Genomic DNA, 16,463 nt, shown 5'->3' on the forward strand with positions numbered 1-16,463 from the left:
GCAAACTCTATGTCTGTTCGTTATAGTTATAAAAACCGCGGCCTGTTTTTTTGCCAAGCCATCCTGCTTTTACATATTTCCTCAGCAGCGGGCAAGGACGGTATTTGTCATCCCCAAACCCTTCATGCAAAGTCTCCATGATATATAAACAGGTATCTAATCCAATAAAGTCAGCGAGTGTAAGCGGTCCCATCGGATGGTTCATTCCAAGCTTCATCACATCATCGATCGCCTCTTTTGTTGCGACGCCTTCATATAGGGTGTAAACCGCTTCATTGATCATCGGCATCAAGATCCTGTTGGAAACAAATCCCGGAAAGTCATTCACTTCAACAGGAACCTTGTTTAACGATAGTGATGTTTCATGAATAAGTGTGTAGACATCATCTGCAGTAGCCAGGCCGCGGATGATTTCCACGAGCTTCATAACAGGGACAGGATTCATGAAATGCATGCCGATTACCTTCTCCGGCCTTGTTGTGGCAGCAGCAATTTCAGTAATCGGAAGGGATGATGTATTAGTAGCTAAAATCGCATGCTCTGGAGCAATTCTATCCAGTTCTGAGAAAAGCTTTGACTTGATGTCCATATTCTCAACGGCTGCCTCTATTACGAGATCCGCATGCTGCGCATTTTGCAGATCTGAGGACAGTTCAAGGCGGGATAGCGCCTTTTCTCTATCTTCCTCTGTCATTTTCCCTTTTGAGGTTTGGCGAGTCAGGTTTTTTTCGATAACTGATAAGCCTTTTTCTGCAAACTCAGGCTTCAGATCATGCAGAATCACTTGATAGCCGCTCATGGCAAAGACCTGAGCAATTCCGGCTCCCATTTGCCCAGCCCCTATCACCATAACTTTATTAATATTCATGGATATGCCTCCTTAAAGACGAGTTGATTTAAATACATGCAGCTTATAATCGTTCAATTATGCTTACAATCAGCCTTTCGGGACCTCGATCATAATGGCATCTCCCTGCCCGCCTCCGCTGCAGATTGCCGCTATTCCAATTCCGCCGCCCCGGCGTTTTAATTCATGCATCAAGGTAATGATAATTCTTGCTCCGCTTGCTCCAATTGGATGCCCAAGCGCTACTGCCCCGCCATTCACATTGACTTTTTCAGGATCTGTGCCAGCCAGCTTTCCGCTTGCAAGAGCCACTGCGGCAAATGCTTCATTTATTTCAAAAAGGTCAATTTCCTCTAATTTCTTCCCTGTTTTTTCTAGAATGGCGTTAATAACCAACCCAGGAGTTTTTGGAAAATCCTTTGCTTCAACAGCTACCTCGGCATGGCCGATAATATATGCCTCTGGCTTTTTCCCTTCTTTTTGGGCACGTTCCTCACTCATCAAAACAAGCGCCCCGGCACCGTCATTCACTCCCGGAGCATTTCCGGCTGTTATGCTGCCTTCGTTATTAAATGCTGGCCCAAGCTTCGCAAGCTTTTCAACAGAGGTATCTCTGCGGGGTGCTTCATCATGTTCGACGATAACCGGCTCTCCCTTTCTGACAGGAACTGTTACAGGGACAATTTCCTCTGCGAAGATTCCCCCTTCTATTGCAGAAATGGCCCTTTGATGGCTTCTATATGACCAATCATCCTGTTCCTCTCTTGTCAGTTCAAGTTCTTCCGCCGTGCTGTTTCCGTAGGTGCCCATGTGGACTCCCGTAAAGCTGCAGCTAAGTCCGTCATGAATCATCAAATCCTTTAAAGGGGCATCCCCCATTCGAAGTCCCCATCTGGCTTTCGGAAGGAAATACGGCGCATTGCTCATGGATTCCATGCCGCCTGCCACAATAATCTCTTCATCTCCAAGACGGATAATCTGATCTGCAAGCGTCACGCTTCTTAGTCCTGATGCACACACCTTATTGATCGTTTCTGTTTTAACTTCCCAAGGAATGCCTGCATGCTTGGCTGCCTGCCTGGAAGGAATTTGCCCCTGTCCTGCCTGAAGAACATTCCCCATGATTACTTCGTCTACCTGGCTGCCTGAAATCCCGGCGCGCTCCAACGCCTCTTTAATGGCAAATCCTCCAAGCTCCGATGCTGTAAAGCTGCTTAATCCTCCGCCAAACTTTCCAAATGGTGTTCTCACTCCGCTGACAATAACTGTTTTAGCCATAATGGGCTCCTCCTCTAATTTCAATCCAGTTTTTTTCTCATCCATCCGAAAATTCATAGATATGCCGATTAGCAATCATTGACTGAACGCTCGCTCGAAATCCAGCCAAAAAAACATCCTCGAATGTAAGCGCTTTACTACAGTTTACACAATATAAAGAAAAATTTAAATAATAAAGTAACAAAAAGCGCAAGCGCCTTGGGAGCCTCGACCAGCATAAGACGCCTCAGAATAGAAGGTGCTCTTTGCCTTCCATTCTGAGGTGACTTATGACCTCGATAGGCTAGGCGCTGGAGCTGGATTAAAAAGCGCAAGCGCCTTGATCATAGGATCAAAGACTAAGAACGCCGCATCCTGCGGCAATGCTTTTGTGACCCCCATCCTGGGGGCATAAGCAAATAGGGTTTTGGCCTTAGAAGGCGGTTCTTTGCCTTCTGAGGACAAACGAATCAAGGAACGAAGGCTAAGTACTCTGCGTCCTGCAGAAACGCCTTCATGACCTGCATCCTGCAGGCCTCAGCAAGCTAGGCGCTGAAGCTGGATTACATAAAAAGCGTAAGCGCCTTGGGAGCCTCGACCAGCATAAGACGCCTCAGAATAGAAGGTTCTCTTTGCCTTCAATTCTGAGGTGACTTATGACCTCGAGAGGCTAGGCGCAGGAGCTGGATTAATTAAAAAGCACAGGCGCCTTGGTCAGCTCGCGAAGCAAATAGGGTTTTTACCATGGAAGGCGCTTTTTGCCTTCTGTGGTAAAAACGTCTTTTGCACAGCGAGCTAGGCGCCGGAGCTGGATTAAACAAAACAAAAGGCCTGCTTCCAAAATAAAAATATTATTTTTAGAAACAGGCCTTCATCTTGTATTCAAATATTGTGACTGCCTGTAATTAAGACGCCATGCTTTTTCCTTCGCCGATTACGGATTTCTCCAATAACTCTGCAACATCATACGTTTTTACGTTTTCTTCTACTTCCTTCGCTTTTGTACCATCTGTAATCATCGTCAGGCAGTAAGGGCAGCCGGAGCTGATGACAGATGGGTTCACTTGGAGTGCCTGCTCAGTTCGGGCTACATTGATGCGATTCCCGGTTTCCTCTTCCATCCACATCAAGCCGCCGCCCGCTCCGCAGCACATTCCTTTTTCACGGTTTCGTTCCATCTCGACAAGCTTAACGCCAGGAATGGATTTCAAGATATCCCTTGGGGCATCATAAACCTCATTGTAGCGGCCAAGGTAACACGAGTCATGGAACGTGATGGTTTCATTTACCGCATGCTTTGGAGTAAGAAGACCGTCCTTGACAAGCTGTGCCAAAAGCTCGGTATGGTGATACACTTCCGCCTCAAGTCCAAAGTCAGGGTATTCGTTTTTAAAGATATTATAAGCATGAGGATCGATGGTTACGATCTTCTTCACTTCATTCTTCTGGAACTCCTCGATGTTTTTGGCAGCAAGCTCCTGGAAGATGAATTCATTGCCCAGCCGGCGAGGCGTATCTCCAGAGTTTTTCTCCTTGTTGCCGAGAATGGCAAACTTCACACCCGCCTCATTGAGCAATCTTGCAAAAGACAAGGCAATCTTTTGGCTGCGGTTGTCGTAAGAGCCCATTGAACCAACCCAGAACAGGTACTCAAACTCCTCATCAGCCTTTTTCATCTCTTTGACTGTTGGAATATGGACATCGTCCCTTATTTCTCTCCAGTCTTCTTTTTCCTTGCGGTTCAATCCCCATGGGTTGCCCTGGCGCTCAATATTCTGCATGGCGCGCTGTGCATCAGGGTTCATTTTTCCTTCCGTAAGCACCAGATAGCGGCGCATATCGATGATTTTATCAACATGCTCGTTCATGACCGGACACTGATCTTCGCAATTCCGGCAGGTCGTGCATGCCCAAAGCTCTTCTTCGGTAATGACTTCCCCTATCAGACTCGGGTTATAAATCTCCGTTGCAGCAGCAGACTCCTGGACACCTTCCTGGGCTCCGGCAAGGGCCAGCTGATTTCCCTTTGTATGTCCGAATACAAAGGACGGAACCCATGGCTGCTTAGCTGTAACCACTGCGCCTGTGTTGGTTAAATGGTCGCGCATTTTTATAATGATATCCATTGGCGACAGCATCTTGCCTGTGCCGGTTGCCGGACACATATTTGTACAGCGCCCGCATTCCACACAAGCATAAAGATCAATTAATTGGTATTGAGTAAAATCTTCAATTCTTCCTGCACCAAATGACTCCTGTGACTCATCTTCAAAATCTACCGCCTTTAACTTGCCCGGGTTATCCATGCGATTCAGATAAACATTCGCCGGTCCGGCAATCAAATGCGCGTGCTTGGACTGAGGAACATAAACCAGGAAGGATAATAAAAAGATTAAATGCATCCACCAGGCTATATAGAAAACGGTGATAGCAGCTGAATGTCCCATCCATCTGGTTAGAGCTGCAATGCCTGAGGCAACAGGTTCAGACCAGGAAGCAGCTTCATTGTGCCAGATTAGGCCCATACCGTTTCCAAGAAGGACAGATACCATAAGCCCGCCGATGAAAATCAATACGAGACCTGCCTTAAAGCCCCTTTTCAAGCGGACAAGCTTCTCAATATATCTGCGGTAAAAAGCCCATACCACTGCAACAAGAATGACAAGCGTTACAATTTCCTGAAAAAACGTAAAAGCTGGATATACTGGCCCAAATGGCAAATGCGATCCGGGGGAAATTCCCTTGATAATAAAATCAATCGCACCAAACTGAACCAAAATGAATCCATAGAAAAACATCACATGGATCGCTCCGCTTTTCTTATCCTTCAAGAGCTTCTTTTGGCCAAATACATATACCCATATTTTCTCCAGTCTTTCTTTGACGCGGTTATCGAATTCCACTTTTTTCCCGAGCTTAATATAAGCAATTCTCGTTTTGATCAAGTAAACAAACAAGCTGACTGCGTAAGCGGTTACAAGAATGAATGCGATTAAGTTAATCCAAAGCAACGTATTCAATGTTTGCGCCCTCCTTTGTTGAATGCTGGCACTCCTGCCGCCAAAATAGTTGAAACAGTAAAATTTTTCTGATATTGGTTAATTCCATTATATAATGAATGAGCATTCAGTCAACGAATTCTTTTCAATATTACAGACTTTTTTTCCAAAAACTTATCATGGTTAATCACCTTCATCTTAACAATCCTCACCTGTGTTTATTTAACGGGGATTAGGCATCATGCCACTGAGCAAACTAACCTTATAATATTCCGGGATTCGAGGAGATGTTTTTATGAAAAAACTTGGAATGGCCTTGCTTTTGCTGATAGGAATCCTCAGCTGGCTGGCAGCAGATTTTAATTTGGGCAGAAGAAAGCATGCGGCATGCGGCAAAACCGCAGAAAAATTCCCTTTCCGCCACAGCAGTTTTTCCATATATTCAAATGGCCCATCTTTTTTCGGCGATTTCTTTGAAGATATCAGGCAAGCCCAGAAAAGCATTCATATTCAATTTTTTACGGTCAAAAAGGATGCATTCAGCATGGATTTCCTCCGGCTGCTTATGGAAAAAGCGGAAACCGGCATCGAGGTCCGGCTATTGCTTGACCGTATCGGAAGCAAAGATATCAGCCATCTGCTTATTCATGATCTGCGGATAATGGGGGTCCATGTTTCTTTCGCAGCGGTTCCGCAATTTCCTTTCATTGTTTACTCATCACAGACCCGCAACCACAGGAAAATAACCATCATTGACGGAAAAACCGGCTACCTTGGGGGATTTAACATCGGCAAGGAGTACATGAACGGCAACCCCAAATTATCTCCTTGGAGAGATTATCATATAAAGATCACTGGGGAGGGTGTGCAGGATCTGCAGACACAGTTTCTGAAGGACTGGGAAATTTCCGCCAAAGAGAACATAACAAAACGCGAAGCCTACTTTCCCATGCTTGCCAAAGGAGAATGCCTGCACCAGTTTGTTTCAACCAATGGAGCTGGTCTTGAAGAGCTGATTCTGAAAATTTTCAACTCTGCAAAAAAACATATAATTATCGGCACTCCCTACTTTATACCGAGCAAAAGAGTATTAACAGGTTTAAGAGAAGTCCTTGCTAAGGGTATAAAGGTAACAATCATCGTGCCCAAAAATGCAGATCACCTTTTTGTAAAAGAAGCAGCCTACCGCTATTTTAGAGTGCTGCTGAATGAAGGAGCACACATTTATCAATATCAGAGAGGGTTTTACCATTCAAAAATCCTGTTAGCTGATGATACAATCTGTGATATCGGCACCGCGAATTTCGATAAAAGGAGCCTATTTCTCAATCAGGAAATGAACTGCCTTATTTACGATAAGACATTTATTACGACCGTCCGAAACCTGCTTGAAGAAGATATACAGCAATCACGGCCATTGACAGAAGAATTGCTGGCGAATACGGGAATTTTCATTAAAATTAAAGAACGGATTGCGGCACTGCTCTCCCCATTTCTGTGACAAGCTGCTGCCTGTAAGGAGGACAACATGAAAGTACGATTTGGCTACGTTGCAAATGCAACATTGCTATGGGATGCTTCACCGGCAAAATCCCTTACCTTTAAACGATTCAGCGAGCTCGGGAAAGATGAAAGAATAAATAAACTGCATGAAGTAACACTACAGAACATTGAGAATACACGCAGAATCCTTCTCTATAATGCCGCACATCAAATAGAAGTGTATCGCCTTTCCAGCTCGATTGTCCCGCTTGCCACACATCCCGAGGTACAATGGGATTTTGTGGCACCTTTTAAAAAAGAATGGGAAGAGCTTGGAAGCCTCATCAAACAGTATGGCATGCGTGTCAGCTTCCACCCTAACCAATTCACCCTGTTTACAAGTTCAAATCCTGTCATAACGGCTAATGCTGTAAAGGATATGGTATTTCATTATGAGATGCTGAGTGCCATGGGTGTGGAGAAAGAATCTGTCATCAATATCCATGTTGGCGGTGCCTACGGTGACAAAGCGAAGGCAACAGCACGCTTTTATGAACATATTACGGCACTGCCCCTTCATGTCAAACAGCAGATGACTCTGGAAAATGACGATAAAACATATACTGCGGATGAAACACTGAAGGTCTGCCAAAATGAAAACATCCCCATGGTTTTTGATTATCATCACTATATGGCTAATCAGGGAGAGAAACCTTTCGAGCACCTGCTTCCAGATATTTTTGCAACCTGGGAGCATACTGGCCTTATACCTAAAATACATGTTTCATCACCTAAAAACGAAAAGGAATTCCGCTCCCATTCCGACTTTGTCGATTTGGAGTTTCTTATGCCTCTAATCAAGGCACTGAGGACACTAAACCAGGATGTTGATTTCATGATTGAAGCGAAAAAAAAGGATCAGGCCATGCTGAAGCTTGTTGAAGACATATCCAAAATCAGAGGCGTAAAAAGAATCTCGGGCGGATCTGCTGAGTGGAAATGACAGGGACCGAGGCATAAACAAAAAGGCAGCCAGACTCTTCTAGAGACTTGGCTGCCTTTACTTATGCTTTTACATTTTTTCCGGTGCGGAAACTCCGATAAGAGCAAGAGCGTTTTTAAGTGTAATCTGTACAGATTTCACCAATGAAAGACGAGCTTTGCTTCTATCCATGTTTTCGGGATCAAGCACTTTGTCTGCATTGTAGAAGCTGTGGAATACAGAAGCCAGATCAAAGATATAATTCGTCATTCGGTGCGGCATGCGTTTTTCAGCAGCTTCTGCAATAGCCTGCGGGAATTCTCCAAGTTTTTTCAGAAGCTCTACTTCTTTTTCAGATGAAAGAAGTGAGAAGTCTGCTGTTTCATCAAATTGGATGCTCTGCTCCTCACCTTGGCGCAGGATGCTGGAGATACGGGCATGTGCGTACTGGGCATAATAAACTGGATTGTCATTTGACTGGGAAACAGCAAGATCCAAATCAAAATCCATATGTGTATCGGCGCTTCTCATTGCAAAGAAATAACGGACAGAATCCAATCCTACTTCTTCAATCAAATCGCGCATTGTCACTGCTTTACCAGTCCGTTTGCTCATTTTCATTTTCTCGCCGTTTTTATATAAGTGGACAAGCTGAATGATTTCGACCTCAAGCTGGTCACGTCTGTAGCCAAGTGCTTCAATTGCTGCCTTCATGCGGGGGATATAGCCATGGTGGTCGGCACCCCAGATGTTAATAAGCTTATCAAATCCGCGTTCCAATTTATTGCGGTGATAGGCAATATCCGGAGTCAGGTAGGTATAGGAGCCATCCTGCTTGATTAAAACCCGGTCTTTGTCATCGCCTAATTCTGTAGAACGGAACCAGGTTGCGCCGTCCTGTTCATAAATATGGCCTCTTTCCTTAAGTTCAGCCAGAGCTTCATCGATTTTGCCGTCTTGGTAAAGAGATGTTTCTGAATACCAGACATCAAAAGGAACACGGAAGTTTTCAAGATCCGTCTTCAGTTTGCCCATTTCATATTTAAGCCCATACTCTCTGAAAAAGGCAAAACGGCTTTTTTCATCTTCATGAACATATTTATCGCCGAATTCTTCTGCAAGTTTTTTGCCGATATTAATAATATCCGCACCATGATATCCGTCCTCAGGCATTTCTTTATCCATTCCTAGCGCCTGGAAATAGCGGGCCTCTACAGAATAGGCAAGGTTATTGATCTGATTGCCTGCGTCATTGATATAATATTCGCGGGAAACATCGTAACCTGCTTTGTCCAGCACGTTGCAAAGCGAATCGCCTACCGCTGCTCCGCGGGCATGGCCAAGGTGAAGATCTCCTGTCGGATTAGCCGAAACAAACTCAACCTGAATTTTTTCCCCTTTTCCAAAATCACTTTCCCCATAAGTATCGCCAGCCTGTAAGATAACAGGAATCAACTCAGTCAGGTACTGATTATTCATATAGAAATTGATAAATCCCGGTCCTGCAATTTCAATTTTTTCAATGGATGCTTTAGAATGGTCAAAGTTTTCAATAATCGCTTCAGCAATTGCACGAGGTGCTTTCTTGGCTACACGAGCCAGCTGCATTGCCATATTTGTGGAATAATCTCCATGAGTTTTATCTTTCGGAAGCTCCAGAATGACACCTGGAATTTGTTCCTCCGCCGCCAAGCCAGCCTTGATTGCGGCATTTTTAATTTCCTGCTTTAATTTACTCTGAACCTGTTCAACTATGTTCATTTCATGCTTCCTCCCTGAATGCAATCGTCATTTCATAATATCCTTTTTCACTGCCCTGCATGGTTAATTCATAATTCAGGACCAGCTTGCCTTCCTTTTCATCTTCATTCCACTGGTATTCAAGGGAATTTGTATGAGTGATCATCCCCAATGTTCCATATACGCTTTCATAATGGCCATGTACAGTTTCTTCCGGCACAAATGACTGCCTCATCTTAACCGCGCCATTTCTCAGCAGAAGTGCTTCGTGCCCTTTGTATTTAATGGTGGTCTGCGTTTTTCCGTACTCATTTTCTTCACCATATTGAAGGTAAAGAGATCCTGCTTTGAAAAACATTGTTCCAAAGGTGATTAATTCATACGATTCCGTTCCAGAGCCATTTCTAATTTTTGTTTGCAATGTAACCTTAATATTCTTTTTTCCGCTATCCTGAAGAGTCAATTTTACACTTCCTCACTACACTTATAACCCTATAAGTATAAATACTCTTTGGGCAAGTTTCAACACCTGAAAAATAAGCAGGCCGCCTGCCTTTTAAAAAAGGAGGAAAATTAGCTATATCTAAACGCACATCAGAGAATCATTCTTAACAAAATGGCACCTCTATAGACGTTTCTCCTAATTTAGCAAAATTCCCGCTGAGAGAAGGATGATTTTACAAAGTTCTTTTCATAAAGATGGTTGTTTTTTAATGAATTCTATGAGGCAATCCCCTTGTTGGATGGGAGCGTAATTGCGGGATTAGCTGAAATCACCAGCAAAGTTTACGAAAACTTTTACAAGCAAATGTGGCCTGTTTTGATTAATAAAAGCAGTTTTATCAGGCAAGAACGTTTTTTATTTTCCATGAAAATGGATAATCTTTTTATTTCCGGCTTTATTCAAGCCAATTCTCCTTTGATTCGATCCAAAACACGCCCCATTAAAGCGAATCCTTCGCTGATTCGGGCGAAATGCCGAAAATAGTTAAAAGTAAAAGCGGTCCCAGCTCTAAGCTGAAACCGCTATTCATCCTATTTTATCGTTTTTGCACCCAGCCTAGGATCATTTCACGAATCAGCTTGCTGGCTGTATTCGCTGTTTGTTCGGATGGATCATAAATAGGAGCTACTTCGACTAAATCACAGCCCACTACCTTTACCTCAGAACGGGCAATTTCATGGATAGATGCTAAAAGCTCTTTCGATGTGATTCCGCCTGCATCCACTGTGCCTGTGCCAGGAGCATGGGCAGGATCCAGTACGTCAATATCAATCGTGACATATACAGGACGTCCAGCAAGTTTAGGAAGCACTTCTTTCAATGGCTCCAAAACTTCAAATTTAGAGATCTGCATGCCATTTTCCTTGGCCCACTGGAACTCCTCCTTCATGCCGGAGCGGATTCCGAAAGAATATACATTTTTCGGACCGATATGCTCAGCAATTTTACGGATTGGCGTAGAATGTGAAAGCGGCTCGCCTTCATACTCTTCACGAAGATCGGTATGGGCATCCATATGGATAATGGCTAGATCAGGATACTTCTTGTACATAGCCTTCATAACAGGCCAGGCAACCAGATGCTCCCCGCCCATGCCAAGCGGGAATTTCCCTGCCTCTAATACGCTGTCTACAAACTCTTCGATCATATCTATGCTTCGCTGCGGATTGCCGAACGGAAGCGGAATATCACCTGCATCAAAATACTTTACTTCCTCAAGTTCACGGTCTAAATATGGACTGTATTCTTCAAGGCCGATAGAAACCTCCCTGATTCTTGTCGGTCCAAACCTTGAACCTGGACGGTAGCTGACTGTCCAATCCATAGGCATTCCATAAATGACTGCTTCCGCTTCATCAAAATTAGAATGGCTTTTAATAAATACATTGCCTGAGTATGCTTCATCAAAACGCACTAGTTTTCCTCCTTCATTTCAAAATGAAAGGGAGAGTATGCTCTCCCTTTCATCACAGTTTTCTTTATTTAATCTAGCTTCAGCACCTAGCCCGCTGTGCAAAAGATGTTTTGGCCACTGAAGGCAAAGAGCGCCTTCTATAGCCGAAACCCTATTTGCTTCACGAGCTGAACAAGGCGCTTGCGCTTTTTATTTAATCCAGCTTCAGCGCCTAGCCCCTCGAGGTCATAAGTCACGCAAGATTTGAAGGCAAAGTGCACCTTCTATTCTTGCGCGCCTTATGCTATTCAGGGCTAAACAGGCGCTTGCGCTTTTTATTTAATTAAGTCTTGTACAAATTTCGGTAAAACAAATGCAGCTTTGTGAAGTTCTTTTGTGTAGTATTTTGTTTCGATTTCATGGAAACGCTCTTCGCTTACTTGAAGCGGGTCATGTTTTTTAGAACCGATTGTGAATGTCCACATGCCGCTTGGGTAAGTTGGGATGTTCGCTGTGTAAAGGCTTGTGATCGGGAAGATTTCCTTCACGTCTCTTTGTACGTCTCTGATCAGGTCCGCTTTGAACCAAGGGTTGTCGGTCTGGGCAACAAAAATTCCATCTTCCTTCAATGCTTTTGAAATTCCCGCATAGAAGCCTTTTGAGAATAAGTTGACAGCAGGGCCTACTGGCTCAGTGGAGTCAACCATGATGACATCATATTCGTTTTCGCTTTGGGCAATATGCATGAATCCATCATCCACTTGGACGTCCACTCTTGGATCATCAAGCATTCCGGCAATTTCCGGAAGGTACTTTTTAGAGTACTCTATTACTTTTCCGTCAATATCCACAAGTGTTGCTTTCTTCACGCTTGGGTGCTTTAGGACTTCACGGATTACACCGCCGTCTCCTCCGCCCACTACTAATACGTTTTCAGGATTAGGATGCGTAAACAATGGCACATGGGCCACCATCTCATGGTACACAAATTCATCGCGTGTTGATGTCATGACCATGTCATCAAGAAGAAGCATATTGCCCCACTCTTCAGTTTCGACCATATCCAGCTTTTGGAAGTCTGTTTGTTCCGTATGTAAAGTGCGGTTAATTTTCATTGTAATTCCAAAATTCTCTGTTTGTTTCTCTGTAAACCAAATGCTCATTATTCCGCTTCCTTTCTTGAATCCGTTTTTATTTTATCCCGCATTAACGGGCAATTGTTCACCATGAAGGATGAAAGAAAATCCCCTGATGGAAGGTTCACTATATTTTACACGAACATTATTAATATTCCCTAACAATACTATAACAATGACTTTAATTCTGTCCGGTAATTCGACACGATTTTCATCATGATTAGCTAGAAAAAGTATAGACGAATTCAGCAAAATTGCAAGATTTTTTTTGTCTGCAGTTTCCTTATGTTTAAAAAAGGAAGTTTTTTTTCATACTTACTAATAAGTTCTTTTCTTAAATGGCATGACGTCAATGCAGCATGCTTTGCAAGAAAGGCGATTGATATTTTTTAGGCTCTGTTAAAGTCCATGCTGATTTTAACTCCGTATGAATGAGCCCGAACCGGGCGGAGCCTGCAGTGAACACGATATTACCATAGCCAAAAAAAGAGGTGGAAACAGTGGAGCTAATTACTGAGCGTTTCAAGAGATCCTCCAAATACATACGCGCGTTCATCATCGTGACAGCACTCTCTGCTCTGTTGCTGTTTTTAATGTTTCTTGCTCTTTTCATGTATGCTAAAGTTCTGGGGCCGCCTCCAGTAGCGGTGCCGCAGTCTACCTTGTATTATAGCGAAAGCGGCAAGGTGATCGGCGAAACCAGCCATGGACAAAAACGGTATTGGGTCCCGATTCAAGAGATATCGCCGGATTTGATTAATGCCACAGTAGCTGTTGAAGACCGGCAGTTTTATACACATCGGGGATTTGATTTAAAAAGGATTGCGGGCGCTGTTTTGGCGGATATGCGCTCCATGTCCAAGGTACAGGGTGCAAGCACCATCACCCAGCAGTATGCCCGGAACCTTTACCTTGGACATGATAAAACCTGGAAAAGAAAGCTAAGTGAAGCCTTTTACACGATTCGCCTTGAAATGAATTACTCAAAAAGAGATATTCTTGAAGGCTATTTAAATACCATTTACTACGGGCACGGAGCTTACGGAGCCCAAGCAGCGAGCCTTTATTATTATGGAAAAAACGCAAAAGACCTGACACTTTCCGAAGCCAGCATGCTTGCCGGTGTTCCAAAGGGGCCTTCACGGTACTCGCCACTGGCCAACTTGGAAAAAGCAAAGCTGCGCCAGCAAGTGGTTCTGTCCTCCATGGTTCAAAAGAAATATATCAGCACAAAACAAAAGCTTGCAGCAAGCCGCGCCCCCCTCTCCTTTAATGGAGAAAAAGAAACCGTACATGGCAGGGTTGCTCCCTACTTTCAGGATGCGGTGAAACAGGCTTTAAAAACGCAGCTGCATTTGGACGACAGGACGATTGAGCTTGGCGGGCTCCGGGTTTATACCACCCTAAACGAAAAAACACAGGCAGCCGCAGAAAAATCTTTTTCTGATATTATATCAAGCCAATCCAATGTCCAGGCAGCACTTGTGGCTATGAATCCTAAAACAGGCGCTGTAACGGCGCTTGCAGGCGGAAGGGATTATGATAAATCACCATTTAACCGGGCAACGCAGGCCATCCGCCAGCCAGGCTCGACCATTAAGCCGATCCTGTATTATTCTGCGCTGGAGAAGGGATTCACTCCTTCTACCACACTGAAAAGCGAGGCAACGACATTTAAATATGACGGAGGCCAGTCGACATATACCCCTCATAATTACAATAGCCAATATGCCAACGGGGACATTACCATGGCACAGGCCATCGCGCTTTCGGATAATATATTTGCGGTAAAAACCAATCTTTTTCTCGGTGAGAAATCTCTGGTCCAAAACATCCGGAAGTTTGGACTGACGACAAAAATGCATGCTTCACCTTCCCTTGCACTTGGCACTTCAGGCGTCCGGGTGATTGAGATGGTCAATGCCTACAGCCTGCTGGCTAACGGCGGGAAGCATGTTACACCTATATTCATTAAAAGGGTGGAAAATCAAAAGGGCGATGTTATTTTCGAACAAAAAACCGACCATAAACAATTACTTGACCGGAATAAAGCCTTTGTCATGACTGAAATGCTTACAGGTGTCTTTGATAAAAAGCTCAATGGATACACAAAGGTAACCGGCAGTACAATAGCTCCAGAGCTTACAAGACCGTATGCCGGAAAATCCGGATCGACCACAACAGATAGCTGGATGATTGGTTATGCACCGCAGCAGGCAGCGGGAGTCTGGGTAGGTTATGACCAGGCAAAGAAAATGGAGAATCCGGCTGAGAATGTATATGCCAAGAAAATTTGGGCTGATTTTATGGAAACCAGCCTTGAAGAAATACCCGTAAAGCCTTTCAAAAAACCCAGCGGTGTTGTCGGGGTATATGTGAATCCTCAAAACGGCAAGCTGGCAACAAAAGACTGTCCTGTCAAAAGGAAAACATACTTTGTCAAAGGCACTGAGCCCGAAGAATACTGCACAGAGCACCTTCCGAATAGCCAAAATCCAATACTGTCATCTCCCGAAAAACATAAGAAAAGCTGGTATAAACGGATCCTGCATTTCTGGGGGCATTAACTCCATACAGACAAAAAACCTCGAAGCCATCTTGAGCTTCGAGGTTTTTCGTGTCCTAGCTATATAGCGCTTTAAACGCTTTCTATCAGTTTACTGATATTCCTTTAATTTCACAAGATACCAGTAGCCATTTTTCGAAATTTCACAAAAATGACACAAAGTGATTTATTGTACAGTTAGACCCTGTTTTAATTCCCCTGATGACCGTTCCCACATACCTGCATCGTGATTCTTCAAGAATGTCGCCAGGATTTCCTTCGAACGATCATCCATGTGGTCGACAATGATCTTTCTTTTAAGGGATTTATCCATGCGGTTCACGTGCTCTGGAAGCGATTTGTATCCCCTCCTGATTTCACGGTCTACTGTCATCTCGCATGCCGTTACACCTGCATACATAGGGCCTGCCTGAGTTGGTTCAATGGTCACCCATACAAGCCAGTATGGTTTGGCATTCGGCACTTCTTCTTTTGTTTTCAAAAATTTAATTCCGCGCTCCACTGTACTTCTTGCGTGCATGGCGCCAATATCTACAGCAGCCTCTCCTGCTTCAACATCAATGATGACTGGAGCAATATTATCCAGCGTCAGTACACCGGCCCCATATCCGCCATGGCCTTCTGTCGGATCATTTTTAATAATATTAAAACCCAGTTTCTTTTTTGGCTGTTCTTCCACGAATATTCCTCCTTATATCAGAAGCTATAAAAATAAAGATGCGAAGAAATTATTTAATCCATCCATAAAAAACGGCAGCACCGCATTGAAAATCGGCTGAATGGTGTAGCTGTTCAGCTGCGGAATCAAAATCAGGATCAGAAAAATCAATGAGCCGTATCCTTCATATTGAGTCATCTTTGCCCGTATATCCCTTGGTGCAAGGTCCTGCAGGATGCGATATCCGTCAAGCGGAGGCAGCGGCAGCATATTAAAGACAAACAGCACAATATTCAGCTGATAAAATGTATTGAAAAATGAAGTAACATAAAACGGCATGTCAGCATCCGCCCCTGAAGCCACAAGAATATACCAGATAAGCAGGGCAAAAACAGCAAGAAGCAGGTTGCTTAAAGGGCCAGCAAAGGAAACCAGAATGCCTGCAAGCCTTGGCCGCTTAAAATTAAAATGATTAACGGGCACCGGGCGCGCCCAGCCGAATCCGGCAACCAAAAGGAGCAGCGTCCCAAAGGGATCAAGATGCGAAACAGGATTGAGCGTCACCCTCCCCTGATTCTTAGCCGTAGGGTCACCAAATTTATACGCCACATAAGCATGCGAAAATTCATGAAATGTAAATGCAATCAGCAAAGTCAAAACTACATACGGAATTTGATCAAGACTAAATGCTAAATATTGATTTAAAAAATCCAATCAGCTTCTCCTCCATCTTTTACTAAACAATAGTATACATGAAAATCATGCAGAAAGTAAAAAGCTCAAGCCCCTTAATTGATAGGAACAAAGACATATCACACAGCACCAGGCGCGGCCGCATATTTGCTGCCGCATCCGCCCCATGGTAAGTCGTATAAGAAAGGACAGCCTAGACTCTATC

Annotated in this window: 12 protein-coding genes; 3 read left to right on the forward strand and 9 right to left on the reverse strand. The window is 44.0% G+C overall.

Features of this window, described 5'->3' with window-relative positions:
- Nucleotides 1-7: 7 nt before the first annotated feature.
- The 3 genes from ACN6MY_RS00940 to ACN6MY_RS00950 form a co-directional block, all read right to left on the reverse strand.
- Entirely contained in the window at nucleotides 8-868 is an 861-nt protein-coding gene (locus ACN6MY_RS00940; protein ID WP_419882418.1) for a 3-hydroxybutyryl-CoA dehydrogenase, read from the reverse strand.
- Nucleotides 869-937: 69 nt separating this feature from the next.
- Nucleotides 938-2,125 carry an acetyl-CoA C-acetyltransferase gene (locus ACN6MY_RS00945; RefSeq protein WP_419882419.1) on the reverse strand — a complete coding sequence of 396 codons (1,188 nt, stop codon included), beginning with the start codon at nucleotides 2,123-2,125 and terminating at the stop codon, nucleotides 938-940.
- Nucleotides 2,126-3,009: 884 nt separating this feature from the next.
- Nucleotides 3,010-5,124, reverse strand: coding sequence for a (Fe-S)-binding protein (locus ACN6MY_RS00950; RefSeq protein WP_419882420.1), 2,115 nt, complete (start codon nucleotides 5,122-5,124; stop codon nucleotides 3,010-3,012).
- 274 nt (nucleotides 5,125-5,398) lie between these two features.
- On the opposite strand from ACN6MY_RS00950, the gene cls reads away from it, so the two are divergent.
- Both cls and uvsE read left to right on the forward strand, forming a co-directional pair.
- Nucleotides 5,399-6,604: a cardiolipin synthase gene (cls, locus tag ACN6MY_RS00955; protein WP_419882421.1), complete on the forward strand. Its 1,206-nt coding sequence runs from the start codon at nucleotides 5,399-5,401 to the stop codon at nucleotides 6,602-6,604.
- Between the two features lie 27 nt (nucleotides 6,605-6,631).
- Nucleotides 6,632-7,588 (forward strand): UV DNA damage repair endonuclease UvsE, encoded by a 957-nt coding sequence (uvsE, locus tag ACN6MY_RS00960; RefSeq protein ID WP_419882422.1) that lies wholly within the window; start codon nucleotides 6,632-6,634, stop codon nucleotides 7,586-7,588.
- A 69-nt stretch (nucleotides 7,589-7,657) separates the two neighbouring features.
- Here uvsE and argS read toward each other — a convergent pair whose 3' ends face one another.
- The 4 genes from argS to speE all read right to left on the reverse strand — a co-directional run bounded on the left by argS (nucleotide 7,658) and on the right by speE (nucleotide 12,368).
- Nucleotides 7,658-9,328: an arginine--tRNA ligase gene (gene argS, locus ACN6MY_RS00965; RefSeq protein WP_419882423.1), complete on the reverse strand. Its 1,671-nt coding sequence runs from the start codon at nucleotides 9,326-9,328 to the stop codon at nucleotides 7,658-7,660.
- Nucleotide 9,329: 1 nt separating this feature from the next.
- The gene (locus ACN6MY_RS00970; protein WP_419882424.1) at nucleotides 9,330-9,770 is read right to left on the reverse strand and encodes a DUF1934 domain-containing protein; all 441 of its coding nucleotides are present in this window, start codon (nucleotides 9,768-9,770) and stop codon (nucleotides 9,330-9,332) included.
- 577 nt (nucleotides 9,771-10,347) lie between these two features.
- A complete protein-coding gene (gene speB, locus ACN6MY_RS00975) occupies nucleotides 10,348-11,226 on the reverse strand; it encodes an agmatinase (RefSeq protein WP_090988585.1) in 879 nt (292 codons plus the stop codon).
- 314 nt (nucleotides 11,227-11,540) lie between these two features.
- The gene (speE, locus tag ACN6MY_RS00980; protein WP_419882425.1) at nucleotides 11,541-12,368 is read right to left on the reverse strand and encodes a spermidine synthase; all 828 of its coding nucleotides are present in this window, start codon (nucleotides 12,366-12,368) and stop codon (nucleotides 11,541-11,543) included.
- A gap of 473 nt (nucleotides 12,369-12,841) precedes the next feature.
- On the opposite strand from speE, the gene ACN6MY_RS00985 reads away from it, so the two are divergent.
- The gene (locus tag ACN6MY_RS00985) at nucleotides 12,842-14,908 is read left to right on the forward strand and encodes a transglycosylase domain-containing protein (RefSeq protein ID WP_419882426.1); all 2,067 of its coding nucleotides are present in this window, start codon (nucleotides 12,842-12,844) and stop codon (nucleotides 14,906-14,908) included.
- Nucleotides 14,909-15,073: 165 nt separating this feature from the next.
- On the opposite strand, the gene ACN6MY_RS00990 is transcribed toward ACN6MY_RS00985, so the two are convergent.
- Together ACN6MY_RS00990 and ACN6MY_RS00995 are read right to left on the reverse strand one after the other, a co-directional pair.
- Nucleotides 15,074-15,586, reverse strand: coding sequence for a YwhD family protein (locus ACN6MY_RS00990; protein ID WP_419882427.1), 513 nt, complete (start codon nucleotides 15,584-15,586; stop codon nucleotides 15,074-15,076).
- 24 nt (nucleotides 15,587-15,610) lie between these two features.
- On the reverse strand, nucleotides 15,611-16,279 hold the full coding sequence (locus tag ACN6MY_RS00995; RefSeq protein WP_090988581.1) for a site-2 protease family protein: 669 nt from the start codon (nucleotides 16,277-16,279) through the stop codon (nucleotides 15,611-15,613).
- Nucleotides 16,280-16,463: the final 184 nt, after the last annotated feature.

This window comes from Peribacillus sp. B-H-3 (genome assembly GCF_048572925.1).
GTDB lineage: Bacteria > Bacillota > Bacilli > Bacillales > DSM-1321 > Peribacillus.

Excerpts from the sequence above, each read along its gene's own strand:
- argS (WP_419882423.1), bottom strand. The coding sequence starts at position 9,328 with ATGAACATAGTTGAACAGGTTCAGAGTAAATTAAAGCAGGAAATTAAA.
- speE (WP_419882425.1), bottom strand. The coding sequence starts at position 12,368 with ATGAGCATTTGGTTTACAGAGAAACAAACAGAGAATTTTGGAATTACA.
- cls (WP_419882421.1), top strand. The coding sequence starts at position 5,399 with ATGAAAAAACTTGGAATGGCCTTGCTTTTGCTGATAGGAATCCTCAGC.
- ACN6MY_RS00945 (WP_419882419.1), bottom strand. The coding sequence starts at position 2,125 with ATGGCTAAAACAGTTATTGTCAGCGGAGTGAGAACACCATTTGGAAAG.
- uvsE (WP_419882422.1), top strand. The coding sequence starts at position 6,632 with ATGAAAGTACGATTTGGCTACGTTGCAAATGCAACATTGCTATGGGAT.
- ACN6MY_RS00940 (WP_419882418.1), bottom strand. The coding sequence starts at position 868 with ATGAATATTAATAAAGTTATGGTGATAGGGGCTGGGCAAATGGGAGCC.